This is a genomic window from Halanaerocella petrolearia (assembly GCF_054657875.1).
This window is the reverse complement of record NZ_BAAHXW010000002.1, coordinates 1-26,983: the sequence shown is the minus strand read 5'-3', so window position 1 is coordinate 26,983 and position 26,983 is coordinate 1. Positions and strand designations below refer to the sequence as shown.

The following is a 26,983-nucleotide window of genomic DNA, read 5'->3' as shown; positions in this document are numbered from 1 at the left end:
GATAATAATTTGAAGATAATATTAACATTAAATCAAAGAAATAAAGGATTAAACTTGACTATTACAGATTAATTTAGTATTCTATAACTGGATTGGAAAACGATTTCCAACAAAAGAATAAAAGGGTGTGTAAGAATGAGCAAAGAAATTACCATTAAGGATGTTGCTAATTTAGCCAACTGTTCACCTACAACAGTTTCGCGTGTAATAAATAATAGTGATCATCCTGTAAGTGATGAAACAAGAGCTAAAGTTGAAGAAGCTATAGAAAAATTAAATTTTGAGCCCAATCGTATAGCTCAAGGATTAAAGAGTAATAAATCTCGGATAATTGGAGTTATTGTACATGACATATGTGATGCTTATTTTGCTCAAATGGTTAAAGGAATTGAAGAGGTTATTTTTGATTATGATTACATTATAAATATTTATAATACTAGTCGAGATGTGGATAAAGAATTACATGCAGTAAATATGTTAAAAGCTAATAGAGCCGATGCAATAGTTTTTGCAGGAGGTAACCTTATAGATTCTAAATATAAAGAACAGATGGAAGGATATATCCAAGATTTAAAGAATCAAGGAAGTGTTATAGTTGGTGTGACTTCCCATCCTTTCAATATAAAGAATATTGAACTTGGTAATCAACTTGCTACACAGACAATTACTGACTATGTATTAAATAAAGGTCATAAGAAGATAGCTTATATAGATGGACCTAAAATATTAAGTACTACTAGAGAGAGGCTTAAAGGATATAAAAGTGCATTAGTATCTAGGAATATAAAACCTAACAAAGAATTTATACTAGAAGGAGATTTTACTTTTGAAGGAGGGAGAAAAGCAGCTTTAAAATTATTAAATATTAGAAAGGATAATAATATAACGGCTGCTGTAGCCTCTAATGATGAAACAGCTTTAGGTTTAATGTGGGAATTAAAAAATCAAGGGATAGAGATACCTGAAGAAATCTCAGTAGTTGGAATTGACAATATTCCTGATGCTAAATATTCTTACCCACCATTGACTACGATCTCTTTGCCAATTTATAGACTAGGAGTTCAGATTGGAAATTATATAATCGATTCTTTGCAAAACAATGAAAATATAATTTTTGGTAATGAAATTGATGTCCAAGTTAATTTAATTGAAAGATTATCTGTTAAAGATTTAGACTAAAAAATATCATTGTTACTAAAAATTGTTTTATATTCAAATAAATGTTGATAATTAATATAATATATTTTATAATATAAGTGGATGAATTGAAAATTATATCTTATTTCTTCGGAAAACATTTTCCGAAGAAAAGTAAGATATTACTATCTATATAATAATCATTTTTTCAGTATAAAAAATATAGTAGTTTTCTTTTAATATACTCCTGATCATTCAATTTAATCTATAAATGAGACACATTTATAATTGATAAAAGGGATTTTGTAATATAAGTGAAAGTATAAGTTATATAAGTAACTATAATATTTTTTAACCTGTGGAAAACAATTTCCATAAGCAAAATATTTATATAAAAGATTTACTATTAAAATTTAATAAAAGTAGGATTATCTTATAAGTGTATAAGCCTGCTTAAATCTATATTATATTCAATTCTGTAGATTTAGCAGGCTTTTATTTATATATGATAAAAATAAGATTATAATTTTATACTATATCATTAAATATCTTCTCGAAAAGGAGGGATAAATACTAGGTTAGGATGATAAAGAATTGATTGGTTATAAAAAGACAATAAGTTTAAAAGTTAATTTAATTTTAATAAAACTAAAGAGGTGATTAAATGTTTAGAAAAAAAGGTTTTCTGTTAGTTATAACCCTTGTACTGGTACTATCTTTGTCAGCAACTGCAGGAGCTTGGTGGATCTTTGGTGGAGATGATGAAGGCCAGGAAGATGAGAAAGTGACTATTCGTTTTGGTTGGTGGGGTTCTCAGAGCAGACATGATAAAACATTAAAAGTTATAGAGATGTTTGAAGAAAAATATCCTAATATTGAAGTTCAGCCCGAGTATACAGGTTGGAGTGGATACTGGGATAAGATGAATGCTCAAGCAGCAGGAGGTAATTTACCTGATGTTATTCAACATGTTCGTAAGTATATCAGTGGATATGTTGAAAATGATCAATTATTAGATTTAACTCCTTATATAGAAGATGGTACTTTAGATGTTAGTAATATTGATGATGCTTATCTAGAAATGGGCCAAGTTTATGGTAAGCAGATGGGAATGGCCACAGGAGTTAATGCACCTGCAGGTTATTATGATAAAGAATTATTTGATAAAGCAGGAGTTGAGTATCCAACTGCAGATGATACTTGGCAAGATCGAGCAGAAAAGCTTGAGAAAGTTCATGATGAATTAGGAATTTTTGGAGCTGCAACACCAACAGCTCAACAAGATGCTACTGGTTTTACAGTTTATTTAAGACAGCATGGAGCAGAGTTTTTTGCTGAAGATGGAAAAGGTTTAGGATATGAAGATGATCAGTTATTTGTAGACTTTATGAAGATGGATTTAGATCTTATTGAATCAGGTGCTGTACAGAATCCATCACAGAGACAGGAATCCGCCCGTGCAATTGAAGAAGATTTAGTTACTAAACAGAAGGCTGCAGCTGCAACAAACTTCTGGAGTAATCAGCTTAGTGCAATATCAACTGGTGCTGGTAAAATGCTAACTCCATTCCTTTATCCTAAAGCTGAAGATCAAGTTCAAGAAGGTAGATTCTTAAAACCAGCTATGTTACTTACAGTAAGTAAGAATACAAAACATCCAGAAGAAGTAATGAAATTTCTTAATTTCTGGTTCCATAATACTGAAGCTGGTAAAGTATTAGGGACAGGTAGAGGAACTCCAGTTGAAAGTAAAGTGAAAGCAGCAGTGAAAGCAGAAGCAGATAAATATGATAAAGCAGTATTTGACTTTGTTGATAAAGCAGCTAAAAACTCTGGTTCTGTACTTCCTCCACAACCACCTGCATATCAGGAAGTAGTTAAGGCTTATGAAGAAGTCTATTGGAAAGTTATTTATAAGCAAATTACGCCAGAAGAGGGAGCAAAAGAATTTAGAAGGAAAGCAACTGATATTTTAGAGTAACATGTAATAGTAGTAATCTATTTCATAAGCTAGTGAACTTTATGCTCACTAGCTTATGATTTGATTAATTATTTAAGGAGGGAAAAGAGTTGAAGAGTAAATTTGAGGCATTAGATAGTGTTACCAGTTTAGATGGTAAGATTAATAGTAAAAAGTGGTGGAAACAGAATCTAATAGGTTATACTTTTATTTCACCATGGCTGATTGGTTTTTTAGCTTTTATATTATATCCTGTGTTGAGTTCATTATATTATTCTTTTACTGAGTATAATATAGTTGGTGATCCTAGTTGGGTTGGGCTCAAAAATTATATAGAAATCTTCACATCAGATCAAAAGTTTTGGTTATCTCTTAAAGTTACTTTCTTTTATGTGATTTTTGCTGTTCCACTAAGACTTACTTGTGCTTTGGCTTTAGCTATGGTATTTAGAAAAGAGAGACCAATGACTAATTTTTATCGAGCTGCCTATTATATTCCTTCGATCTTAGGAGGTAGTGTAGCAATATCTGTAGTATGGAGACAGTTATTTGCCTCTGATGGAGCTTTCAATGATATATTAATCTCATTAGGGTTAATGAGTGAACGCATCTCCTGGATAGGACATCCAGATGCTGCTATCTGGACGTTAATTGTTTTGGCAGCATGGCAGTTTGGTTCACCAATGATTATCTTTTTGGCTGGGTTAAAGCAGATTCCTAAGGATCTATATGATGCAGCTAAAATTGATGGAGCTAATAAATGGCAACAGTTTTGTAAAGTGACATTACCTTTATTGACTCCAGTTATATTCTTCAATCTGCTGATGCAAATGGTTAAAATGTTTATGGTATTTACTCAAGCTTATGTTATTACTCAAGGTGGACCTTTAAATAAAACATTAGTATATGCAATGTATATCTTTAGGAAAGGTATTAGTTACGGTCATTTAGGATATGGTTCTGCTTTAGCATGGATAATATTAGTTATATTAACTATTGCTACAATTATTATCTTTAAAACATCTAATAAATGGGTTTATTATCAATCGAAAGGGGAATAAAGTGATGCAACTTTCTTTTAGTCAAAAAAAGAAGTTAAAAGCTATATTATTTCAGTTATTTGTTGGTTTATTCTGTTTTGCAATGATGTATCCTCTTATCTGGATGTTGGCTGGTTCATTGAAAGGACCAGGAAATGCATTAAGTGCGACATTGATTCCTGATAAGGTACATTTTAGTAATTACTTAGAAGGATGGAAAGGTTTTGGAGGGTATTCTTTTGCTACCTTCTTTAAAAATTCATTTTTCATCTCTGGTTTAGCTACAGCGGGCCAACTTCTTTTAGCATCTTTTTCTGCTTATGGTTTTACAAGAACTAAATTTGTGGGACAGAAAATTTGGTTTGCCATAATGATTGCTACTGTGTTGGTACCGATGCAAGTATTAAGAATTCCACAGTATATTATGTTTAATAATTGGGGCTGGGTAGGTTCATATTTACCTGTAATACTTCCTCAAATGCTTCCAGTACCATTCTTTACCTTCTTGATGGTGCAGTTCGTAAGAGGAATTCCTAAAGAGTTAGATGAAGCAGCTAAAATAGATGGATGTAGTAAGTTTGGTATATTCTTTAAGATTATATTACCTAATTTAAAACCAGTTTTGGTTACAGCAGGAATATTTAGATTTTATTGGTCATGGAATGACTTTATGACACCATTACTTTACTTACAGGATGTAGCTAAATATCCAGTATCCATAGCTTTAAAAATGTTCTCTGATCCGAATGCTGTTACTAATTGGGGCGCTATGTTTGCTATGACAGTATTATCAATTTTACCGACAATTATAATCTTTATCTTCTTACAGGATTATTTAGTCGAAGGTGTATCATCTTCTGGATTGAAAGGGTAGTAGCATTTTGAGTTTTAAAGTGAAAGATTAGAACTTTATAAATTATATAAGGAGGAGTAATTTATGTCCAAAGTTGGATTTGCAGTAGTAGGAGTCAGAAATTTTGCTGATAGTTATATTAGAAATATTAAGAGATTAGAACAGGAAGAGCTTATCAAGCTAACAGCTGTGGTTATCACAGATCAGATTAATAATGCTGACAAAGCAAGAGAGTTGAGAAATCAAGGAATAAAAGTTTTCAGTTCATATGATCAGCTACTTAAAAAAGGTAGTGGTTGTGTTGATGTAGTGGGACTTCCAGTTTCAATTCCTAGCCATGCAGAGATGGCTATTAAAGGAATGGAAGCCGGATATAATGTTTTGTTAGAGAAACCACCTGCTCCTACTGTAGAAGAGGTAGATCAAATCATTAAGACTGCACAAAAAACAGATAAATTCTGTTCAATTGGATTTCAATTTATTCATTCACATACAATTAGAAAATTAAAGAGATATATACTTGATGGTAAACTAGGAGAGATTAAGAATATAGCCTGTAAAGGTTTTTGGCCAAGATTTAAATCTTATTATAATCGTAATGAATGGGCAGGTAGAAGTATTTGTAATGGTAATGTAGTTTTAGACGGGCCAATGCATAATGCTTTTGCCCATTATTTAAACAACATGTTGTTTCTGACTGGTAAAGAGATGAATGATTCAGCTAAACCAAAGCGGGTTAGAGCAGAATTATATAGAGCTCATACTTATATAGAAGCTGATGATACTTCTTGTATGGAAGTAGAAACAGAGTCAGGGACTAAAGTGTATTTTTATGTAACACATGCTCCTAAAGAAAAACGTGATCCTTATATAGAAATTGTAGGTACTAAAGGAAGAGCATTTTGGCATTTTGATGAAACTACTAAAATCGTCTTAAATAGTGGAGAAGAAATAGAATTTGATAATGAAGGTATTAACCCTAAACTTGAAGTGTTTAGAATTGCTGCTAAGAAACATAAAAAAGATATTGAAGAACTTTATTCAACTCCAGACAATACAAGAAATTTTGTAGTAGCTATCAATGGTGCCTATGATTCTGCTAAGCGGATTAGATCTATTCCTGAAAGTTATGTAGAAGAGTTTGAAACAGAGAAGGGAGAATTTAAAACAGTTTTAGAGGATATAGATGATATTATGGACCAAGCTTTTCAAGAACGTAAATTATTATCTGATTTAGATGTAGAATGGACTACAAGAACTAACTGGTTTAATGTAGAAGATTATAATAGATTTAATCCTTTTAGTTAATCTAGATGGTTTGGAGGAGATGATTAAAGTGAATAAGTTTAATTATAATTCTTTGGAAGATTTAAAAAAAGATATAACTAAATTTAAGCTGGATATACCAGTAAATGAAGAGTTAGATTCTTTAAAAGAGAGTGTGACTTTAAATGCTACTTCTGTACTATCCAATAGATTAGCTATTCACCCTATGGAAGGTTCTGATGCCAACCAAGATGGAACTCCTAGTGAACTGACTAAGAGGCGATATAAAAGGTTTGCTAGAGGTGGAGCAGGATTGATTTGGTTTGAAGCAGTAGCTATTAATGATCAAGGTAGAGCAAATAAACATCAGCTTTTTATTAATGAAACTACAGTTGAATCTTTTTCTGATTTAGTACAGATAACTAGAGAGGAAGCGCGAGAAAATCATTCATCAGAAGATTCTAATCCTTATTTAGTCTTACAATTGACCCATTCAGGTAGGTTTGGAGATAACAAAACTATTTTATTTCATGATAAGTATTTAGATAATATTACAGGCTCGGAAAACGATTGCCATATTTTATCTGATAGAGAAATAGAAAGATTAAAAGAAGATTATATAACAGCTGCTAAACTAGCTAAAGAAGCTGGTTTTGATGCAGTGGATATTAAGAGTTGTCATCGCTACTTATTATCTGAAATGTTAGCGGCTCATACTAGAGAAGGAAAATATGGTGGAAGTTATGAAAATAGAACTCGTTTTCTGAAAAATGTGATAAAAGAGATTAATAAAGAGGTAGATATAGATCTGTCAGTTAGACTGAATGTTTTTGATGCTATACCTTACCCTTATGGTTGGGCTACTGATGAAGAAGGGAATATGGATTTAGATGAGTCAAGACAGTTGGTAAGAGAATTATCAGAGTTAGGTGTTGATTTATTTAATGTTACAGCAAGTACTCCTTATCTTAAGCCTTATATGAATAGGCCTTATGACCAAGGAAGACAGCAACCTCCAGAGCATCCTTTACAGGGAGTCTATAGATTACTTTATTTGACTAAAATGATTCAACAAGAAATTAAGGATAGTGTAGTGGTAGGGACAGGTTTTAGCTGGTTAAGAGAGTTGGCCCCTTATATAGCTGCTGGAATGATAGAAAAAGGTTGGGCCAAAGTGATTGGTTTTGGACGTCAGGCTTTTGCTTATCCTGATTTTGCTCATGATATATTATTTGATAATAGTTTGGATCCAGAAAAAGTATGTATAACTTGTAGCAAATGTGCCGAATTGAAGGCAGCTAAGAAGAAATGTGGATGTGTTATTAGAGATCAGGAAGTATATTTGCCTTTCTATCAAGAGTTAATAGCTACTGATAAGAATGATTAAATAAGGAGGATTATAATGGAAATTGCTGCTGTTACTGATGAAATTAGCTTAGATTTAGAAGAGGCTTTTAAAGTTGGCACAGAGTTAGGAATTAATAAGTTTGAATTAAGAAGGTTATGGAGTAAAGATAAGAGAGTTCCTAATCTAACTGAGGAAGAAATAAGTAAGTTAGAAACACTAATTGATAAATATAATGTTGACATTACTGCTTTATCACCTGGAATTTTCAAAGTACCACTATCTGACCCTAAGATTGAATATCATAGAGAAGAATTATTAGAAGATACTTTTCAATTAGGTAATCGTTTAGGAGTAAATAAGATTATTATTTTTGGAATCAGAAGAGCTGAAAGTGATCAACCAGAAGATATAAATCAAGTGATTAAATATATGAATGATTTAGTGACTAAAGCTGAGGAAGAGGACTTTGAGATCTGGTTAGAAAATGAACCAGGCTGGTGGGCAGATACAGCAGAAAATACTCGTTATATTTTAGAAACAGTTGATAGTCCTAATTTTAAATTAAACTGGGACCCTGGAAATTCAATTCGAACAGCAGTTACTCCTTATCCTGATGAGTATGAAGTAATCAAGGATTATATTGGTAATGTCCATTTTAAAGATGCAGTAGTACTAAGTGATGGCTATAAATGTTGTACAGCTGATATAGGAGATGTAAATTGGGAAGGGCAGATTAAAGCTTTATATGAGGATGACTATCAAGGGATTATAACAATTGAAACTCATTGTAGACCCTTGATTGAAAAAGCAAGAATTGATTATAAAATTTTGAATGATTTAATAAGTAAAAATTAAGATTGATAAAGACTGATTATTAATTCAGCTTGAAAGTGAGGGAAATATATGACTGATAAAAAGTTACCGCTATTAGATAAGGATTTATTAAATAAAGAATTATTAGGAACTGAAGTGGCTGATTTCTCAGAAGAAATTTTAGAGTATCCAGAGAAGGTATTACAGATTGGTGAAGGTAACTTTCTAAGGGCTTTTGTAGACTGGATGTTTCATGAGATGAATAAGCAAGGAGTTTTTAAAGGAAAGTCGGTTATTGTTCAACCTATATCGCAAGGAAGAGTCAGTAATTTAAATCAACAGGATAGTTTATATACCCTTTATTTAAGAGGGATAGAAGATGGGAAAGAAGTAAATAAAAAAGAGATAATGACTTCATTAAGTAGAGGTTTAGAATCATATACTCAATGGGAAGAAGTATTGAAGTTAGCAGAGAATCCAGAGATTGAATTTGTTGTTTCTAATACAACAGAAGCAGGTATTGCTTACTCTGAAGATGATCAGTTAACTGATACCCCACCAGATTCTTACCCAGGAAAGTTAGCTGCTTATTTATACCGCCGCTTTAAGTATTTTGATGGTGATTATGATAAGGGGATGGTAATTGTACCAGTAGAGTTGATTGATCGTAATGGTGATAAACTCAAAGAGATCATTATTCAACTGGCTAAAGACTGGAACTTATCAGACGAATTTATAGACTGGATAAATAAAGCAAATCACTTCTTAAATACTTTGGTAGATAGGATAGTGACAGGTTATCCACATAATGAGATTGAAGAGTTAGAGACAGCATTAGGATATCATGACCAAAATCTAGATACAGGAGAGATCTTTCACCTGTGGATAATAGAAGGTGATAAGAAATTAAAAGAAAAGCTACCATTCCATAAAGCAGGTTTAAATGTTAAATGGGTTGATGATCTAACTCCTTATCGAACTAGAAAGGTAAGAATATTAAATGGAGCACATACATCTACAGTACCAGTCTCTTATTTAGCAGGTATTGATCTAGTAAGAGATGCAATGAATGATCAACTAGTAGGAGAGTTTATTAGGCAAGTGGTGTTTGAAGATATTATTCCTACTTTGGATTTTGATGAAGAAGAACTAGAAGGATTTGCTAATAAAATTTTTGAAAGATTTAAGAATCCTTATATAGATCATAAGTGGTTGGATATTTCTTTGAATTCCACTTCCAAATTTAAGACTAGAGTTTTACCATCGTTAGTTAAATATATTGAAGAGAATAATGAACTACCAATTAGACTAGTTTTTGCTTTAGCTGCCTTAATTGCTTTCTATCATGGGACAGAGATTAGAGATAATAAGTTAGTGGCTAATAGAGAAGGAGAAGAATATTTAATTCAAGATGATAAAGAAGTATTAGAGTTTTTCAGTGGTTTATGGAGTGACTATGAAGTGGGAGAATTTGAATTAGACGGATTAGTCAAGAGAGTATTGGCTAATCAAGAATTCTGGGAAAGAGACTTAAATGAGTTATCAGGATTAACAGCTAAAGTAACAGAGCATTTGGCCCAGATTCAAGAACAGGGGCTAGTTGATTCTTTAAAAGAAATATTATAACTAAAATTCTGATTAGGAGGTAAACCATGGCTTTTTTAGACGAGAACTATCTATTAGAGACTAGTACAGCTAAGAAACTTTATGAACAGGTCAAAAATCTACCAATAGTAGATGCTCATAATCACGGAGATGTGAAGGAAATATTAGAGAATGAAGGTTGGAATGATATTTGGGAAGTAGAAGCAGCTACAGATCATTATGTCTGGGAACTAATGAGAAAACGAGGAGTACCAGAAGAAAAAATAACTGGTAACGCCTCTAATAAAGAGAAATGGTTAGCCTTAGCCAAAGTATTTCCTCAATTTGCCGGTAATCCTACTTATGAATGGATTCATTTGGACTTAAAAAGAAGATTTGGTATTGAAGAGACTATCTCTGAACATACAGCAGAGATGATTTGGGAAGAGACTTTAGTTCAATTACAACAGGATAATATGAAACCGCAGCGACTTCTTAAAGATATGAATGTAAAAATTATGTGTACAACAGATGAACCATGGTCAAAGTTAAAAGCTCATAAACAGGCTCAAAGAGAGATAGAAGGAATCAGTATCTTACCTACTTGGCGTCCAGATAAGATTATGAATATAGAGCAAGAAATTTGGCAAGAATCAGTTGAGAAATTAGGTAATGCAACAGATGAAGAGATTACTACTTTTGAGGGCTTATTAGCTGCTTTACAGAAATCACATGACTACTTTGCGGAAATGGGATGTGTAGCCAGTGACCATGGGATTGTAGAACCTATTTCTTACCATGTAGAGTATGATAGAGCTAGTGCTATTTATAAAAAAGCTTTTAGTAGTCAACAATTGACTGCAGAAGATATTAAAGATTATAAAGCATTTATGCTAGTGAAGTTTGGAGAAATGAATGAGGCTAGTAATTGGGTAACTCAGCTACATATTGGTGCTGTTAGAGATTATCGAGATGGTTTGTATGAGATGTTAGGGGCAGACTCTGGTGGAGATATTTCTACTAGTAATATTGAGATTGCAGAGAATATTAGATACTTTGTAAATCAATTTGATGAAAGCTTAAAGATTGTACTTTATACTATGGAGTCAACTCACTGGTCTACAGTAGCAACTATTGCTCGTGCCTTTCCTAATATTAGTTTAGGAGCTCCTTGGTGGCTGACAGATAGTCCTTATGGTATGGAGGAGCAATTAAAGTATATGTCTACTGTAGATTTACTGGCTAATCATGCTGGTATGGTAACAGACTCTAGAAAATTAATGTCTTATAGCTCCAGAACGGAAATGTTTAGAAGAACTTTATGTAATGTAGTAGGAAAGATGGTTAACAAAGGACAGATACCTTATTCAGTAGCAACTGATTTAGTAGCTAATGTTAGTTATAATCGTCCTGCAAGTTTATTTTTTAATCAATAAGATAGCTTTAATTTATCAGATATGACTCTTTTAGGATTGATTATATAAATTCTAATTGGGAGGAATTTGGATGAGATATGCTATTATTGGGACAGGGTCAAGATCAGTTATGTATTATGAAGCACTAGTTGAGAATGAAGAGATTAGTAGCGAAAATGAGTTAGTAGCTTTAATGGATTTAAACCAAACTCGTATGGATTATGTTAACAAGACTTTAGAATTAGATTTGCCTACTTATAAGCCTTATCAGTTTGATGAAATGATTACTAATGAGAATATTGAAGGAGTTGTCGTCACTACTAAAGACTCTCATCATCACGAATATATTATTAAAGGATTAAAAGAAGGATTAAAAGTAATTACTGAAAAGCCAATGACAACTAATGAAGAGAAGTGTCAAGAGATAATGGATACAATAGAAGAGACAGGTAATGATTTAACAGTCACTTTTAATTATCGTTATTCTCCTTATCGTTCTAAGATTAAAGAGTTAATACAGGATGGAGTAATTGGAGATATAACACTTGTAGAATTTCATTGGTATCTTGATACTACTCATGGAGCAGATTACTATCGTCGATGGCATGGAGAAAAGAGAAATTCAGGTTCTTTATGGGTGCATAAAGCGACACATCATTTTGATTTAGTAAATTGGTGGTTAGATGCTGATCCGCAAGAAGTTTTTGCCTTTGGGGAACAGAGATTTTATAAACCTGAAACTTATCAATATCGTTTAAGGTGTAAGACATGTGATATAGCAGATGAGTGTGGTTTTTATTTAGATATGAGTTCTTCAGACAAACTTACTGGACTTTATCTTGTAGCAGAAGAAGAAGATGGTTATTTCCGTGATAGATGTGTCTTCTCGCCAGAGATTAATATTTGGGATACAAGAGCCTTGACAGTAAAATACGATAATTCTGCTTTATTAAGTTATTCATTAAATAATTATGCTCCTTATGAGGGATATAAAGTTGCTTTTGTAGGAACAGAAGGGCGAATTGAACAGGATGTTGTTGAAGCCTCATATATTAGTGGGCATGATGGTAAGTTGGAGAGAAGAACACCAGATAATAATATTCATTTAGAAGTATTTCCTCTCTTTGATGAATCCTATGAGGTAGATGTTGAGGTAGAAGAAGGTGGTCATGGTGGAGGAGATATTAGATTGCTTAAAGATATCTTCCTTGCTGATAATGAAGACGATCCACTTGGCAGACAGGCTGGTGGAAGAGATGGGGCAATGTCTATCTTAACTGGAATTGCAGCTAGAAGATCTATTGAGAAAGAGAAAGCAACTAAGATTGATGAGTTAGTTAAATTTTAATAGGTAATTATTTAATGCTATTTGCAAAGGAGAATAAAGATGAAAGCTAACTTATTAAAAATAAATCCTAAGGATAATATTGGAATCAGCTTAAGTAAGATTAATAATGAGGAAACTATTAATTTAGATACCTTTGAATTCAAGGCTCAAGATGATATACCTGTAGGACATAAAATAGCCTTAGCAGATATAAAGCAGGGGGCTGAGATAATTAGATATGGCTCTCCTATTGGAATTGCAACTGAAGATATTGAACAGGGAGATTGGGTTCATACGCATAATCTAAAGACTGGTTTAGAAGGAAAATTGGATTATGAGTATAATCCCCAAGATAAAAGTTTAGTAGAGATAGATAATAATTCTGTTCCTCACTTTTTAGGTTATAAGCGGACTAATGGTAAAGTTGGAATTAGAAATGAAGTTTGGATTATTAATACAGTAGGTTGTATCAATCAACCTGTGGAAAAATTGACTTCTTTAGCAGAAGATAAGTATAGTACTGAAATAGAAGTAGGGAGGATTGATGGAATACATTCTTTTACCCATCCTTATGGTTGTTCTCAGTTGGGAGATGATTTAGAGAATACACAACAAATTTTAGCTGGTTTAGTAAACCATCCTAATGCTGCTGGGGTATTGGTGGTAGGTTTAGGTTGTGAAAATAATTTAATTAGTGATTTTAAAGAATTTATTGGTAATTATAATGAAGATCGAGTTAGATTTATGAATTTTCAAGATGTTGAAGATGAAATGAAGACAGGAATGGATTTAATAGATGAATTAGTAGAGTATGCTAAAGATTTTGCACCAATAGAAATTCCAGTTTCAAAATTAAAGATTGGTTTAAAATGTGGTGGGTCAGATAGTTTTTCTGGGATTACAGCCAATCCTTTAGTGGGGAGAATATCTGATAGATTAGTGGCTTGTGGTGGAACTACAATTCTTACCGAAGTCCCAGAGATGTTTGGAGCAGAGACAATCTTAATGAATCGAGCTCAGGATGAGGATACTTTTAATAAAGTGGTGGATTTAATTAACGGGTTTAAAGACTATTTCTTGGCCAATGGTCAAGAAATATATGAAAATCCTTCGCCAGGTAATAAGAAAGGAGGAATTACTACTTTAGAAGAAAAGTCGCTAGGATGTACCCAAAAAGGTGGTACAGGGTTAGTAAGAGATGTCTTCTTTTATGGTGAAGAGGTAACAGAAGAAGGATTGAACTTATTAGAGAGTCCAGGTAATGATATTGTAGCTACTACTGCTTTGGCTGCAGCAGGAGCTCATTTAACTCTGTTTACTACTGGTCGAGGTACGCCATTAGGCAGTCCAGTTCCAACAGTAAAGATATCGACTAATAGTGATCTATATCAAAAAAAGAAGAACTGGATTGATTATAATGCGGGCCAACTAATAGAAGGAATTGGAATAGATGAATTAGCAGATCAATTCTTTGATTATATAATCGATGTGGCATCGAAACAAAAGAAGACCAAAAATGAAGAAAATGATTATCGAGAGATTGCAATATTTAAAACTGGTGTTACTTTATAAAACAAAAAATCATGAGTATATTAATAGGTTTCTCAATCATTTAGGAGTGGTAGAGATGAGGAAACAACCTTCAAATTTAGTTAAATCAGTTGATCGATCTATTAATATTTTAGAAGAATTGGCTAAATATGAAGAAGGATTAGGAGTGACTGAGCTAGGAAATAGATTAGATATTCATAAGAGTTCAGTCCATAGATTATTATCGACATTAGTTTATAAAGGGTTGGTTGAGAAGGATAAAAAGAACAACAATTATAAATTAGGATTAAAGATTTTTGAATTAGGAAGTAAGATATTTAATGACTTTAAAATTAGCGAATATACTAAATCTTATCTTAAAAAATTAGTCAAAATCAGTGGGGAACGAGTCAATTTAGTTATTCCAGATAAAGATGAAATTGTTTATATTGATAAAAGAGAAGATTCTAAAAATATTAAAATCAATTTACCAATCGGTCATAGAAGTCCTATGCATTGTACAGCAGCAGGCAAGGCAATACTGGCTAATTTATCCCAAGATAAAATAAAAGATATAATTAAATCAAACTTGATTAAATTCACTAGTAATACAATTACAGAAGTACAAGATCTTATAAATGAATTAGATCTGATTAAGGCCAGAAATTATGCTATAGATGATTCAGAATATAAATCAGAAATTCGTTGTGTAGCTACTCCAATTTTTAATTATAGAGATGAGGTTATAGCAGCAATCAGTATTTGTGGGCCAAAGAGCAGAATGACTCATGAAAAAATATCTGATTTAAGAGAAACCATGGTGGATATAGGAAGAGAAATCTCTTGTCGTTTGGGTTATAGAGCTAATAAAAACTCAGTTTCTTTAATTTAAGGAGTGAAAAGGATGCTAGAAGTGGTAACTTTAGGTGAGACTATGGCACTAATGAACCCTGAGCAGAAGGGGAAATTAAAATATATTTATGATTATAAGAAACAATTAGGTGGAGCAGAGAGTAATTTTGCTATTGGCTTAAGTAGGTTAGGTCATCAGGCTGGTTGGATTAGTAAATTAGGCGCTGACCCTCATGGAGATTATATTAAATCTTTTATTCAAGGCGAAGGAGTTGATACCTCTCAGGTACAGCTGACTGAAAGTCATCCAACTGGTTTAATGTTCAAAGAAAGAAGAGAGATAGGAGAAAGTAATGTCTATTATTATCGGCATGGGTCAGCAGCTAGTAAAATGGAAGCTAAGGATTTAAGTGAAGAGTATATTTCTCAAGCAGAATATCTGCATCTGACAGGGATTACTCCAGCTTTAAGTGAATCCTGTTATCAAACTGTACTACAAGCAATTGAGATTGCTAAAGAAAATCAAGTTAAGATCTCCTTTGATCCTAATTTACGGCTAAAATTATGGTTTAGAGATAGAATGAAGAAAGTTATACTAGATTTAATGGGTAAAGCCGATATTGTATTACCAGGTATAGAAGAGGGAGAGGTTCTGTTAGGAACAGATGATCCAGCGGAGATTGCTAGAGAAATATTAGATTTAGGAGCAGAGATTGTAGTAGTAAAACTAGGGTCTGACGGGGCATTGGTGGCTGATGATAATAGTTTTAAAAAGGTTGTAGGTTATCCGGTAGATAATGTAGTTGATACTGTAGGAGCAGGAGATGGCTTTGCTGCTGGCTTTATTGCTGGACAATTAAAAGGCTATGATCTAAAAGAGTCTACTGAGTTAGCTAATGCAGTAGGTGCTTATGCTGTTACTGTACGTGGTGATGTAGAAGGATTACCGACTATGGAAGAAATTAAAATATTTACTGAAGAAAAAGAAGTAATTAATAGGTAGTAGGAGGCTAAATAAATGAATAAAGTCCAGACTTTAGAGAAGATTACTGAAAGCGGAGTTGTGGCAGTTCTAAGAGGTACTAAGTTAGAACAGATGATTAAAATTGTTGAGGCTCTACAAGCAGGAGGAATTAAAGCTTTTGAGATTACTTTAGATAATCCAGATGCTTTAGAAATGATAGCAGAATTATCAGCTGAATTAGAAGAGACTGATGCACTTGTAGGAGCTGGTACAGTATTAGATGGAGAAACAGCCAGATCTGCTATTTTAGCTGGAGCAGAATTTGTTTTTGGCCCGACTTTAAATCAGGAAATGATTGAGGTTTGTAAGCGATATGGTAAGGTGGTTATTCCAGGAGTACTAACTCCAACTGAAATTATTAATGCTTATCAGGCTGGGGCAGATTTAGTGAAATTATTTCCAGCTGGAACTATGGGATCAAGGTATATTAAGAGTGTTAAAGGCCCTTTAGGCCATGTCCCAATAATGCCTACAGGAGGAGTTAATTTAGATAATGTAGCTGATTTTATTGAAGCAGGAGTAGAGGCTGTAGGGGCAGGTAGTGCTTTACTTGATAAAGAAGCTATTGCGAAAGAAGAGTATCAAGTCTTAACAGAAAAGGCTGAAAACTTTATTCAGATTATAGAAGAAACTCGTGAGAGAATTAAACATTAAAGGTATAGGAGAGATAACATGGATAAGAATGATTTTAGAGAAGATTTTGAAGTTTCTAGACCTTCCTTTCCAGATAGAAATTATAATTTAAAAGATTTTGGAGGAAGTGAAGGTGGAGAAGATTTAAATACTGAGGTATTCAAAAAAGCAATAAATGCCTGTTCTAAAGCAGGTGGAGGAACAATTACTGTTCCAGAAGGAGTCTGGCTTACTGGTCCTATTCATCTAAAAAGTAATATTCATCTTAAATTAGAAGAAGGGGCTATAGTTCGATTTAGTGATCAATTTGATTATTATCTACCAGTTGTTTTTACGCGTTGGGAAGGAAATGAATGTTATAACTATTCTCCACTTATTTATGCACCAGATTGTAAGAATGTTGCTATAACTGGAAAAGGTAGATTAGAAGGTAATGGCCAGGCTTGGTGGTCATGGAAACAGACCCAGCATAATGCTGCTGAAGAACTTTATAATGCTGAATATAATGGCATTCCAGTAGAAGAAAGAGTTTTTGGAAGAGAAGAAGGTTTAAGGCCACAATTTATCCAGCCAATAAACAGCCAAAATATTCTGGTAGAAGGTATTACTATTAAAGATGGGCCAATGTGGACTATACATCCTGTTTATTGTGAAAATATGATTATTAGAGATGTTAAAATTAAGACTACCGGTCCTAATACCGATGGGATAAATCCTGATTCATGTAAAAATATATTAATTGAAGATTGTGATTTTAAAACAGGAGATGACTGTATAGCAATTAAATCAGGGATAAATGAAGATGGTCGACGAGTTAATAGACCATGTGAAAATTTATTAATTAGAAATTGTAAAGCAAAGGAAGGACATGGAGGAGTAGTTATTGGCAGTGAGATGTCAGGTGGAGTGCGAAATGTTTATGTTCATGATTGTACCTTTAACGGTGGAGATAGAGGAATAAGAATCAAGTCCATGCGAGGCAGAGGAGGATATGTAGAAAATATTTTCTGTGATAATATAACAATCTCTAATATTCGCAAACAGGCTATAGTAGTAAATATGTATTATCAATCTACTACAATCCCTCCTAAAACTGAGCTGCCACCTGACTGTCAAAATATTAAATTGACAAATATTAAGTGTAATAATGTTAATTTAGGAGTTGGATTATATGGTTTGCCAGAGAAATCACTGGATAACATTATATTAGAGAAGATAGATATTACTGGCAAACAGGGCTTAATAGCTAAAGATATAAATGAACTTACCTTAAATAATATAAATGTTGACACACAAGAGAAAGCAATATTAGATATTTCTAATGTAAGTAATCTTAATATGCAAGATAGTAGTTATTATTAGTCTAGGGATTAGTTAGGGGTGAGAAAGTGAAGAAATCTGAAATTAAATTTAATGATATTACAATAGATACTTATTCACTTAATACAGTAGTGGTAGGTTCTGGAGCAGCTGGTTTTAATGCTGCTGACCGGCTTTATACTCTTGGTCAAGAAGATATTGCTATTGTAACAGAAGGGATGAATATGGGCACTTCAAGAAATACTGGTTCAGATAAACAGACGTATTATAAGTTAACTTTAGCTGGAGAAGAGTCAGATTCAGTTTATAAAATGGCTAGAACTCTCTACAATGGAGGCAGTATGGATGGAGATCTTGCTTTAGTCGAAGCAGCTTTATCTACTCAATCCTTCTATCATTTAGTTGATATTGGTGTTCCTTTTCCTCATAATCAATTTGGTGAGTATATAGGATACAAGACTGATCATGATCCTCGCCAACGAGCAACATCAGCCGGCCCTTTAACCTCTAAATATATGACTGAAAAATTAGAAAGGCAAGTAATGCAGAAGGATATTCCTATCTTTGCTGGCTATCAAGTAATTGGTATTTTGACTGATAAAGACAAAAGTAGAACTGTTGGTTTATTAACTTTAAATCTAAATAATTTAGAAGATAAAAATGAAAGATATGTATTATTTAATTGTACTAATATTATTTATGCTACTGGTGCTCCAGCAGGAATGTATGAGACTTCTGTCTATCCTAAAAGCCAGACAGGAGCAACTGGTTTGGCTCTGGAAGCAGGAGCAATAGGGAAAAATTTAACTGAATGGCAGTATGGGATTGCATCAATTAAATTTCGCTGGAATTTATCTGGAACCTATCAGCAGGTGTTACCTCGTTATATTTCAACTGATCAAGATGGTAATGATGAACAAGAATTTTTAAAGGAGTATTTTGAAGATCCAGGTAAGATGCTAGATGCTATATTTTTAAAAGGTTATCAGTGGCCTTTTGATCCAAAAAAAGTTAATGATTATAGTTCTTCTCTAATTGATCTTCTTGTCTATAATGAAACTGTAATTAAAGGAAGACGAGTCTGGCTTGATTTTACTCAAAATTCAAGTTGGGCCAGTAATCAAGATGGACAACTAGATTTTTCACTATTAGGATCAGATAGTTATGATTATTTGAAGAACTCTAATGCTTTATTTGGTACTCCAATTGAAAGGTTGGCCCAGATGAACCAACCTGCTATTGAGTTATATCAAGATAATGGAATTGATATAACTCAAGGATACTTAGAGATTGCTGTCTGTGCTCAGCATAATAATGGTGGACTCCATGGTAATCTATGGTGGGAGAGTAATCTGGCTCACTTCTTTCCAGTTGGTGAAGTAAATGGCAGTCATGGAGTATATAGACCAGGCGGAAGTGCTTTAAATTCAGGCCAAGTAGGAAGTACTAGAGCAGCTCAATTCATTGTAAATCGTTATCAGGAACAGCCTATATCTATAGAAGACTTTCTTAAGACTACTAGAGATCAGATTAAAGATAAATTAGAGTTAGGAACAGAATTTACTAAAAATAGAGCATCAGATAGTACTGTATTAGATATTAAACAAGAAATTGGAGAGCGAATGACTAGAAATGGAGCTCATATTCGTTCTCTTAAATCAGCTAAAAAAGGGGCTACAGAAGCTAAAAATCAATTAAAGTCGCTAGTAACAGAGACTAAACTCTCCTCAATTAAAGAATTAGGATCTGCTTTTCAGAACTATGATCTATTAATTACTCAATATGTATACCTTTCAGCTATGAGAGATTATATAGAACAAGATGGTAAAAGTCGTGGCTCTTATTTAGTTTATGATCAAGAAGGAGATTTGCCAATAGATAATCTAGCTGAAAAGTTTCGATTTAGTCTAGATAATTCAGATTTAGATCAGGAGATTCAGAGAGTTGTCTATCAGGGTGGAGATTGTGATTTCTACTGGGAGCAAGTCAAAGATATTCCAACTGATGATAGTTGGTTTGAAAATATCTGGAATAAGTATCTGAATGATGAGGTCATTAAGTAGATTGATCTATTTTGTTCTGTATTTGGTACATAGTTGAGGAGGATTAGAAGTGAAGATCTTTCTGTTTATATTATTTAATAATATAGCTCCAATCTTTTTAATTATTTCTTTAGGATATTTATTGTCAAAGAAGTTTAATTTAGATATAGATTCTCTTAGTAAGTTAAACTTTTATGTTTTTGTACCTGCCTTAACACTTGTTAAGATATATGAAACAGAGATAGATACTGATTTATTAAAGGTTATTCTATATGCAGTAATCTTTTTAGGAGTTTTAATGGCAGTAAGTAGTTTCATTGCTAGACTCAAAGGCTATAGTATGTCACAGACTAATGCAGTTAAAAATTCAGTTATGTTTTATAATTCGGGCAATTTTGCTTTACCATTAATTACATTAGTATTTGCTGATTCTTCCCATTCATCCTACGCAGTATCAATTCAGATTATGGTCTTATTAGTCCAGAGTTTATTTACTAATACTCTTGGCTTTTATAATGCAGGACGAGGTCAGATGCATTATAAAGAGACAATTAAAAAGATTTTATGTATGCCCCCTGCTTATGCAATTTTAGTAGCAGTAATATTAAAGTCTATTCCCTATGATTTTACTCAATTCTTTCTATGGCCAGCAGTTAATTATATGAAGAATGGTTTAGTTCCTGTAGCGTTGTTAGCTCTAGGGGTTCAGTTGTCTTTAACTAAATATGATTTTAAAAATTTAGATGTCTATTTAACAACTTTAGTTAGGTTAATAGGTGGGCCAATCTTAGCTTATCTGCTAATCTTAGTCTTGGGGATTGATGGTGTAATGGCTCAAGTATTACTTATTTCTTCTTCAGTTCCTTCAGCTGTAAGTACCGCTTTAATTGCGGTAGAGTTTGATAACGAACCAGATTTTGCCTCTCAAGTAGTATTAACGACTACATTATTAAGTGCTTTTACCTTAACTGGTGTAATATTCATTTCCCAACATATATTTTAAATTTTATGAGGAGGTGATAATTTGTAGCTAAGATGCTGCTGATAGGACTTGTAAAAATATTACAAGGGGGGGCTTTTTGATGAAGAGAGGTAAGTTGTTTTCAGTACCTTTGCTGGCTTTGGTATTGCTATTTTCAGTGATGTCATTTACAGTTTTGGCTGAGGATCAACTGATTGAGATTTCAAGTGATTGGCAGGGAAGTATCTTCGGTAATATTGGTGGTCAGAATAAGATAACTAGAGAAAACTTTGAGATTACAGAAGATGGTGCTGGACGTGTAAAGTTAAGAAGTTCTAATAGCAGAGGTAAGATTGAAAGCAAGTCAGAAGGAATAGCTTATTACTTTAAAGAAGTACCTGCTGATGCTAACTTTGAATTGATGGCAACAGCTAAAGTTGAATCTTTTGCTATGAACAATCAAGTATCTTTTGGTTTAATGCTGCGTGATAAGGTACTTTATAATGAAAGTAATAAGCAGGATATTGGTTATGCTTTAGCAGTTGGCCCGCTTGATATTAAGAAGAATACTCCTAAAATAGGCTTTTATAGAACAGCAGAAGGTCAAACAAAGTTAGGTAAATTAATAAATGATGCTATACCTAGCTCAGGTAGTATTTATGAGATAAGTATCAAAAAATCTGGTGATATATATGTATTAAAGTTTGGTAATGAAGAGCCTATGATAATTAATAATTTTGATGGCTTTACAACTGGTAGATTATTTGCAGGTCTTTATACAGCCAGAAATACAACAGTAACTTTTAGTGATATTAATATTAGTATAGACCAGAGAAAAGTAGAGAATTTACAAGTAGATGAAAGTAAGATGAAGACTGAATATTTAGTAGGTCAAAGTTTAGATTTAACTGATTTAAAAGTAACAGCAGCCTATTCTGATGGTAGTAAGGAAGTTCTTTCACAGGACGATTATATTGTAACTGGATTTGATAGTAGTGAATCAGGAACCAACGAAATTAAAGTAAATTATAATGGAGCAACTACAACTACTGATTTAACAATAAATTCTTTAGCTTATACAGATTTGAAAATAAAATATTTTCCTGCAAAAACTGATTATTATAAAGGTGATACTTTTGATCCTGAAGGATTAAGTATACTAGCTGAATATAATAATGGATATAAAGTAGAAGAACTTACAGATAAGGAATATAAATTTTATGTTGATGGAAAAGGAGTTGACGAAACAGGTTATAAATTCAATACTAAAGGAGATAAGACAGTTACTGTAACTTCAATCAAAAACCCTAAAGTTAATACTACTTTTGATGTTAATGTTAAAGATGCTAAAATTACTGGATTAGAAATTAGTAAATTACCAGAAACAAGATTGTATTTTATTAATGATGAATTAGATCTTGATGGTATGACTATTTATGCTAAGTATGATGATGGAAATAAAATAAGACTTATGAAAGATCAATACTCAGTATCTTCTCTTGATACTGCAAATCCTGGAAAAAAAGAAGTTGTTATTTCACATAAAGGAAAGAAATCATCATTAGAACTAACTGTTAAAGAAAGAGAATTAACTGGTATTAAAGTAACTAATTATCCAGATACAACATTGCATATTGGAGAAGAGTTTGAAGAGACAGGATTAGAAGTATCCAAAGTATATGATAATTTAGATAAAGAAAGATTATCTGAAAATAATTATCAACTTGATACATCTGAATTAGATAATACCAAGGTTGGAACTTACCCTATCAAAGTTATTCCTACAAATAATAATATTAAACCTACTATATTTGAAGTAACTGTCAGAGAAAAAGAAGACTATAAGTGGAATGTTACAAGATTTGGTCAATCAGCAAGTGAATCGGATAATTTCATAAAGATAAAAGAAGATGATACTATTGAGATTGCTTCTATAAATGGCGGTGGTAAAGTTGCAACTGATCATGACGGTATAAGTTTTTATTATACAGAAATTGATGCTGAGAAAGATAATTTTGTATTATCAGCTGCTGTTAAAGTAATTGAATATGCAAAGACTCCACATGATGGTCAAGAATCATTTGGTATTATGGCTAGAGATGCCATCGGAGAATTTGGTGATACTAGTGTATTTGCCTCTAATATTGTAGGGGTAGGTGGTTTTAGTGGAGGAACTAAAGACCCTATTGGAACGCAACTTTTCATGAGAACAGGTGTAAAAGCATCTAATGGAAAAGGAAGTAATGGCTATCAAGGTACTATGATTAAGAAAGAAAGACCTAAAACAAGTAATACCTATCCTGTCCAGGAATATAGATTAACACTTGAAAAAATAAATAGTGGTTACATTGGAAGATTAAATAATGATAAAAAAGCAGTAGTATTTAAGCCTGATCTACTAAATGTTCAAGATTCAAAGATATACGTAGGTTTCTTTGCTGCTCGTGTTGGACATATTGAAGTAAGTAATATAGATTTCAATGTTTCTGCAGCCAAAACTGATGCTCCACAGATAAAGCCTTCTAAAGAACCTATCAAACCTAATTTGAAATTCTTATCTTTAGACAAAACTTCAAAATCTGATTATAGAATCTTAATAGAGTCTAATGTTAACGGCACAGCTACTATTAAACAAGGACAACAGATAACAGTTCGCAACAAAGTAGTTAAGGCTGATAAAAAGCTTTCAATCCCTACAAAAATTAATAAAAACAGTAAAACTAACTTTAGTGTTATATTCTTACCAGATGATACACAACACCTAACTTCTTATGATAAATTAGTTAAGAACTTTACTGTTGAAATGAAGACTTATAGGAAGAATAATGATATTTATGTTTCACCAACTGGTACAAGTCAGGGATCAGGAACAAAAGGTAATCCTCTTGATTTAGATACTGCAATCTCATTTGTACGTGAAGGTCAAAAGATAATAGTGCTTGATGGCAGATATGCACGTAATTCAAAACTTGAGATTAAGAAATATAATGATGGTACTGCTGAAACCAAAAAGCATCTTGTGGCAGCACCAGATGCAGATCCAGTTATAGACTTTGCTAAGAAGTCTAAAGGTGTTATTTTAAGTGGTGATTACTGGCATGTAAAAGGTATAGACTTTACTGGTTCAGCCCCGAATACAAAAGGGTTTGTTGTAGGTGGAAATCACAATATTATTGAAGAATGTAGATTTTATGAAAATGGGGACACAGGTCTACAGATAAGCCGGACAGATACATCTGAAACTGACAAATCTAAATGGCCTTCCTATAATCTTATTCTCAATTGCACGTCATTTGATAATCGTGATCCATCTGACAATAATGGTGATGGTTTTGCTGCAAAACTTACGTCAGGTGTAGGTAATGTATTTAAAGGATGTATTGCTCACAATAATATTGATGATGGTTGGGATCTGTATACCAAAGTAGGAACTGGTGCTATAGGTTCTGTTACTATAGAAGATTCTATTGCCTATAATAATGGCACTTTAACTGATGGTACAGTTGGGAATGGTGATAAGAATGGATTTAAGCTTGGTGGAGAAGGAGTTCACGTACCTCATATTGTCAAAAATAGTGTAGCCTTTGGTAACGGTGCTGTTGGTTTTACAAGTAATAGCAACCCAGGTGTAACTGTTGTTAATAGTATTGGATTTAATAATAAGAGAGGCAACTTAGACTTCACAACTTATGAAGGAATAACTCCTGATTTTGAGATTAATGAATTTATTTCATTTAACACAAAGGATATACCAGCAGATAATTATCCAGAAGATCTGAGGTCGAATAAGAACTTTATGTTTAATGGTTCTGTTTCTAAGAATAAAGCAGGTATAGAACTTACAGAAGACAATTTTGTGAGCTTAGAACCTAAAACTCCAATTCAAAGAGATGAAGAAGGTAATATACTTTGGGGTGATTTTCTTAGATTTATTGCACCAAATAAATTAAATAGAGAAGGCTCAATTACTACAGAATATAAAGTCTATACAGTAAAAGCTGGAGATAGCTTAAGTCAAATTGCTATTGACTATGGTCTATGGTGGCCTGAATTAGTTAAATTAAATCAGATAGAAACTCCTGATTTAATTTATCCAGGAGATAAGATTAAGATTCCTATAGATTAATTTATTATTAAATTAGGATTTATTTAATGAGTAAAAAGGAGTACCTTTAATCGGTGCTCCTTTCTCTTATTATTTAAATATAATTTTTAGGTAGGTGAAATGAAATTTTATTTAGTTAAATAGGGGGGATATAGATGCATTTTAATCTAGATCAATATTTTCAGGAATTATATCAAAGTAATACACCTGAATATAGTTTTAATTGTCAAGATAAAGTTGAATGGTCTCAGTGGCGAACTGAACTTAGAGAAGTAATTATTCAGGACTTAGGTGGAATTTCAGTTAAGGATACTGCTCTTAATGTAGAATTAGTTGAAGAAAAAGAGTATGGTTTATATAGACAACAACAAGTTATCTTTAATGTAGATAAATATTTAAAGACTTCAGCTTATGTATTAATACCAAAGAATAATAGAAACAAATACCCATCTATAGTAGCTTGTCATGGTCATGGATATGGTAATAAGGAACTTGTTGGATTAACTCCAGAAGGGGAAGAAAATAAAGGTGATTCAGGTTGTCATAATAATTTTGCTTTAGATTTAGTAAAACAAGGTTTTTTAGTTATTGCTCCTGAACTTATTGGTTTTGGAGATAGAAGATTAAAGAAGGATGAAGATAAAGCCCTAGAGGAATCTTCTTGTTATTCAAATGGCTACGTATCTGTTAATGTTTAATAAAACCCTGGCTGCTATGAGGATAATGGATATTAGGCGTAGTATTGATTATCTTTTTAACTAGAAATGAGGTTGATAAAGAAAGAATCGGGTTGTATGGGTTTTTCTGGCGGAGGGTTACCTGGATTCTTTTACTACTGCTTTTGATGACAGAATTTAAGGTAGCTGTAATAGCTGGTTATACTAATACTTTTAAGGATAGTATTATGTCTATAGAACATTGCATCGACAATTATATCCCAGGGATATTAAGACATGCTGAATTGGCTGATATTATTGGAATGATTGCTCCTAGACCGTTGTTGATTCAATCTGGAGAAGAAGATAATATTTTTCCTATTAAAGGAACATTAACTGCTTATGACCAGATAAATCAAATATATAAACTATTAGATAGTGAAGAGAAATTGGGTAAGGATATTCTTCCAGGAGGACATGAAGTTTCTGCAGATAAACCTAGTAGCTGGTTTAAGAAGTGGTTATAATGGATTAGTTAGAATAAATCACTACCTATTTAAAATAATTATTATTTATTATAAAATATAAAGGAGGAGGAATTATAATATGGGCCAACTTAAGGAACAGTTTCAGATTAATTTTGAACCAGAGGCTAAAGAAGAGGCAATTATTAAAGGAGAAGGTTATCGCTTTACAGTCTTGACTTCTCAGTTGATTAGGATAGAGTATGCTATTGATAATAACTTTGAGGATCAACCAAGTCAGACTTTTTGGTATCGCAATCAACCTGTACCTGAATTTCAGGTTACTGAGACAGAAGATAGGGTAGAGGTTGAGACTGAGGACTTAGTATTGACTTATATAACAAGCATGGAAGGGTTTTCATCAGAGTCATTACGAATTGAATTAAAGAAGTTAGATCAAGTCTGGCATTATGGAGATAAAAATAAAGATAATCTAGGTGGTACAGTTCGTACTTTAGATCAAGTTGATGGTCAGATAGAATTAGACCAAGGATTATTATCTAGATCTGGTTGGTCACTAGTAGATGATTCAGATAGTCTTGTCTTTAATCAAGATAGTTGGGTAGAGAGAAGAGAAACTAATTCTGAAAATA

General features: G+C 32.7%; 20 protein-coding genes and 1 pseudogene. All 21 read left to right on the top strand.

Translation table 11 applies throughout. The annotated features are described in order from the left end of the window. Positions 1 to 135: 135 nt before the first annotated feature. Positions 136 to 1,179: a LacI family DNA-binding transcriptional regulator gene (locus ACYQ39_RS07380; protein WP_459841718.1), complete on the top strand. Its 1,044-nt coding sequence runs from the start codon at positions 136 to 138 to the stop codon at positions 1,177 to 1,179. Positions 1,180 to 1,801: 622 nt separating this feature from the next. Next, entirely contained in the window at positions 1,802 to 3,118 is a 1,317-nt protein-coding gene (locus tag ACYQ39_RS07375; protein ID WP_459841716.1) for an ABC transporter substrate-binding protein, read from the top strand. An 89-nt stretch (positions 3,119 to 3,207) separates the two neighbouring features. Then, entirely contained in the window at positions 3,208 to 4,158 is a 951-nt protein-coding gene (locus ACYQ39_RS07370) for a carbohydrate ABC transporter permease (RefSeq protein ID WP_459841714.1), read from the top strand. A 4-nt stretch (positions 4,159 to 4,162) separates the two neighbouring features. Continuing rightward, positions 4,163 to 5,011 carry a carbohydrate ABC transporter permease gene (locus ACYQ39_RS07365; RefSeq protein ID WP_459841712.1) on the top strand — a complete coding sequence of 283 codons (849 nt, stop codon included), beginning with the start codon at positions 4,163 to 4,165 and terminating at the stop codon, positions 5,009 to 5,011. A gap of 63 nt (positions 5,012 to 5,074) precedes the next feature. Further along, positions 5,075 to 6,298 carry a Gfo/Idh/MocA family protein gene (locus tag ACYQ39_RS07360; RefSeq protein WP_459841711.1) on the top strand — a complete coding sequence of 408 codons (1,224 nt, stop codon included), beginning with the start codon at positions 5,075 to 5,077 and terminating at the stop codon, positions 6,296 to 6,298. A gap of 19 nt (positions 6,299 to 6,317) precedes the next feature. Beyond that, positions 6,318 to 7,643 carry an NADH:flavin oxidoreductase gene (locus ACYQ39_RS07355; RefSeq protein ID WP_459841709.1) on the top strand — a complete coding sequence of 442 codons (1,326 nt, stop codon included), beginning with the start codon at positions 6,318 to 6,320 and terminating at the stop codon, positions 7,641 to 7,643. A 15-nt stretch (positions 7,644 to 7,658) separates the two neighbouring features. Beyond that, positions 7,659 to 8,459 carry a sugar phosphate isomerase/epimerase family protein gene (locus ACYQ39_RS07350; protein WP_459841707.1) on the top strand — a complete coding sequence of 267 codons (801 nt, stop codon included), beginning with the start codon at positions 7,659 to 7,661 and terminating at the stop codon, positions 8,457 to 8,459. A 48-nt stretch (positions 8,460 to 8,507) separates the two neighbouring features. Next, entirely contained in the window at positions 8,508 to 10,043 is a 1,536-nt protein-coding gene (locus tag ACYQ39_RS07345; RefSeq protein WP_459841705.1) for a tagaturonate reductase, read from the top strand. A 26-nt stretch (positions 10,044 to 10,069) separates the two neighbouring features. Beyond that, entirely contained in the window at positions 10,070 to 11,437 is a 1,368-nt protein-coding gene (uxaC, locus tag ACYQ39_RS07340) for a glucuronate isomerase (RefSeq protein ID WP_459841703.1), read from the top strand. A 70-nt stretch (positions 11,438 to 11,507) separates the two neighbouring features. Beyond that, the gene (locus ACYQ39_RS07335; RefSeq protein ID WP_459841701.1) at positions 11,508 to 12,764 is read left to right on the top strand and encodes a Gfo/Idh/MocA family protein; all 1,257 of its coding nucleotides are present in this window, start codon (positions 11,508 to 11,510) and stop codon (positions 12,762 to 12,764) included. Positions 12,765 to 12,803: 39 nt separating this feature from the next. Beyond that, positions 12,804 to 14,315 carry a UxaA family hydrolase gene (locus tag ACYQ39_RS07330; protein WP_459841699.1) on the top strand — a complete coding sequence of 504 codons (1,512 nt, stop codon included), beginning with the start codon at positions 12,804 to 12,806 and terminating at the stop codon, positions 14,313 to 14,315. A 55-nt stretch (positions 14,316 to 14,370) separates the two neighbouring features. Then, positions 14,371 to 15,165 (top strand): IclR family transcriptional regulator, encoded by a 795-nt coding sequence (locus ACYQ39_RS07325; protein WP_459841697.1) that lies wholly within the window; start codon positions 14,371 to 14,373, stop codon positions 15,163 to 15,165. Positions 15,166 to 15,177: 12 nt separating this feature from the next. Then, positions 15,178 to 16,128: a sugar kinase gene (locus ACYQ39_RS07320; RefSeq protein WP_459841695.1), complete on the top strand. Its 951-nt coding sequence runs from the start codon at positions 15,178 to 15,180 to the stop codon at positions 16,126 to 16,128. 15 nt (positions 16,129 to 16,143) lie between these two features. After that, positions 16,144 to 16,803 (top strand): bifunctional 4-hydroxy-2-oxoglutarate aldolase/2-dehydro-3-deoxy-phosphogluconate aldolase, encoded by a 660-nt coding sequence (locus ACYQ39_RS07315; protein ID WP_459841693.1) that lies wholly within the window; start codon positions 16,144 to 16,146, stop codon positions 16,801 to 16,803. 18 nt (positions 16,804 to 16,821) lie between these two features. Next, entirely contained in the window at positions 16,822 to 18,144 is a 1,323-nt protein-coding gene (locus ACYQ39_RS07310) for a glycoside hydrolase family 28 protein (protein WP_459841691.1), read from the top strand. Between the two features lie 26 nt (positions 18,145 to 18,170). Continuing rightward, complete coding sequence (locus ACYQ39_RS07305) at positions 18,171 to 20,165, top strand: FAD-binding protein (RefSeq protein WP_459841689.1); 1,995 nt, start codon at positions 18,171 to 18,173, stop codon at positions 20,163 to 20,165. A gap of 49 nt (positions 20,166 to 20,214) precedes the next feature. After that, a complete protein-coding gene (locus ACYQ39_RS07300) occupies positions 20,215 to 21,147 on the top strand; it encodes an AEC family transporter (protein WP_459841687.1) in 933 nt (310 codons plus the stop codon). Positions 21,148 to 21,226: 79 nt separating this feature from the next. Beyond that, the gene (locus ACYQ39_RS07295; protein ID WP_459841686.1) at positions 21,227 to 25,231 is read left to right on the top strand and encodes a right-handed parallel beta-helix repeat-containing protein; all 4,005 of its coding nucleotides are present in this window, start codon (positions 21,227 to 21,229) and stop codon (positions 25,229 to 25,231) included. A gap of 134 nt (positions 25,232 to 25,365) precedes the next feature. Then, complete coding sequence (locus ACYQ39_RS07290; RefSeq protein WP_459841684.1) at positions 25,366 to 25,908, top strand: alpha/beta hydrolase family protein; 543 nt, start codon at positions 25,366 to 25,368, stop codon at positions 25,906 to 25,908. Between the two features lie 44 nt (positions 25,909 to 25,952). After that, on the top strand, positions 25,953 to 26,393 hold the full coding sequence (locus ACYQ39_RS07285; protein WP_459841683.1) for an alpha/beta hydrolase: 441 nt from the start codon (positions 25,953 to 25,955) through the stop codon (positions 26,391 to 26,393). A gap of 79 nt (positions 26,394 to 26,472) precedes the next feature. Then, positions 26,473 to 26,983, top strand: a pseudogene (locus ACYQ39_RS07280) (alpha-xylosidase); the annotation flags it as partial.

What these genes read in the sequence shown, in the direction of transcription:
- ACYQ39_RS07330 (WP_459841699.1), top strand. Translation starts at nt 12,804, where the DNA reads ATGAAAGCTAACTTATTAAAAATAAATCCTAAGGATAATATTGGAATC.
- ACYQ39_RS07375 (WP_459841716.1), top strand. Translation starts at nt 1,802, where the DNA reads ATGTTTAGAAAAAAAGGTTTTCTGTTAGTTATAACCCTTGTACTGGTA.
- ACYQ39_RS07290 (WP_459841684.1), top strand. Translation starts at nt 25,366, where the DNA reads ATGCATTTTAATCTAGATCAATATTTTCAGGAATTATATCAAAGTAAT.
- ACYQ39_RS07320 (WP_459841695.1), top strand. Translation starts at nt 15,178, where the DNA reads ATGCTAGAAGTGGTAACTTTAGGTGAGACTATGGCACTAATGAACCCT.
- ACYQ39_RS07310 (WP_459841691.1), top strand. Translation starts at nt 16,822, where the DNA reads ATGGATAAGAATGATTTTAGAGAAGATTTTGAAGTTTCTAGACCTTCC.
- ACYQ39_RS07350 (WP_459841707.1), top strand. Translation starts at nt 7,659, where the DNA reads ATGGAAATTGCTGCTGTTACTGATGAAATTAGCTTAGATTTAGAAGAG.
- ACYQ39_RS07345 (WP_459841705.1), top strand. Translation starts at nt 8,508, where the DNA reads ATGACTGATAAAAAGTTACCGCTATTAGATAAGGATTTATTAAATAAA.
- ACYQ39_RS07315 (WP_459841693.1), top strand. Translation starts at nt 16,144, where the DNA reads ATGAATAAAGTCCAGACTTTAGAGAAGATTACTGAAAGCGGAGTTGTG.
- ACYQ39_RS07335 (WP_459841701.1), top strand. Translation starts at nt 11,508, where the DNA reads ATGAGATATGCTATTATTGGGACAGGGTCAAGATCAGTTATGTATTAT.
- ACYQ39_RS07380 (WP_459841718.1), top strand. Translation starts at nt 136, where the DNA reads ATGAGCAAAGAAATTACCATTAAGGATGTTGCTAATTTAGCCAACTGT.
- ACYQ39_RS07295 (WP_459841686.1), top strand. Translation starts at nt 21,227, where the DNA reads ATGAAGAGAGGTAAGTTGTTTTCAGTACCTTTGCTGGCTTTGGTATTG.
- ACYQ39_RS07325 (WP_459841697.1), top strand. Translation starts at nt 14,371, where the DNA reads ATGAGGAAACAACCTTCAAATTTAGTTAAATCAGTTGATCGATCTATT.
- ACYQ39_RS07365 (WP_459841712.1), top strand. Translation starts at nt 4,163, where the DNA reads ATGCAACTTTCTTTTAGTCAAAAAAAGAAGTTAAAAGCTATATTATTT.
- uxaC (WP_459841703.1), top strand. Translation starts at nt 10,070, where the DNA reads ATGGCTTTTTTAGACGAGAACTATCTATTAGAGACTAGTACAGCTAAG.
- ACYQ39_RS07360 (WP_459841711.1), top strand. Translation starts at nt 5,075, where the DNA reads ATGTCCAAAGTTGGATTTGCAGTAGTAGGAGTCAGAAATTTTGCTGAT.
- ACYQ39_RS07355 (WP_459841709.1), top strand. Translation starts at nt 6,318, where the DNA reads ATGATTAAAGTGAATAAGTTTAATTATAATTCTTTGGAAGATTTAAAA.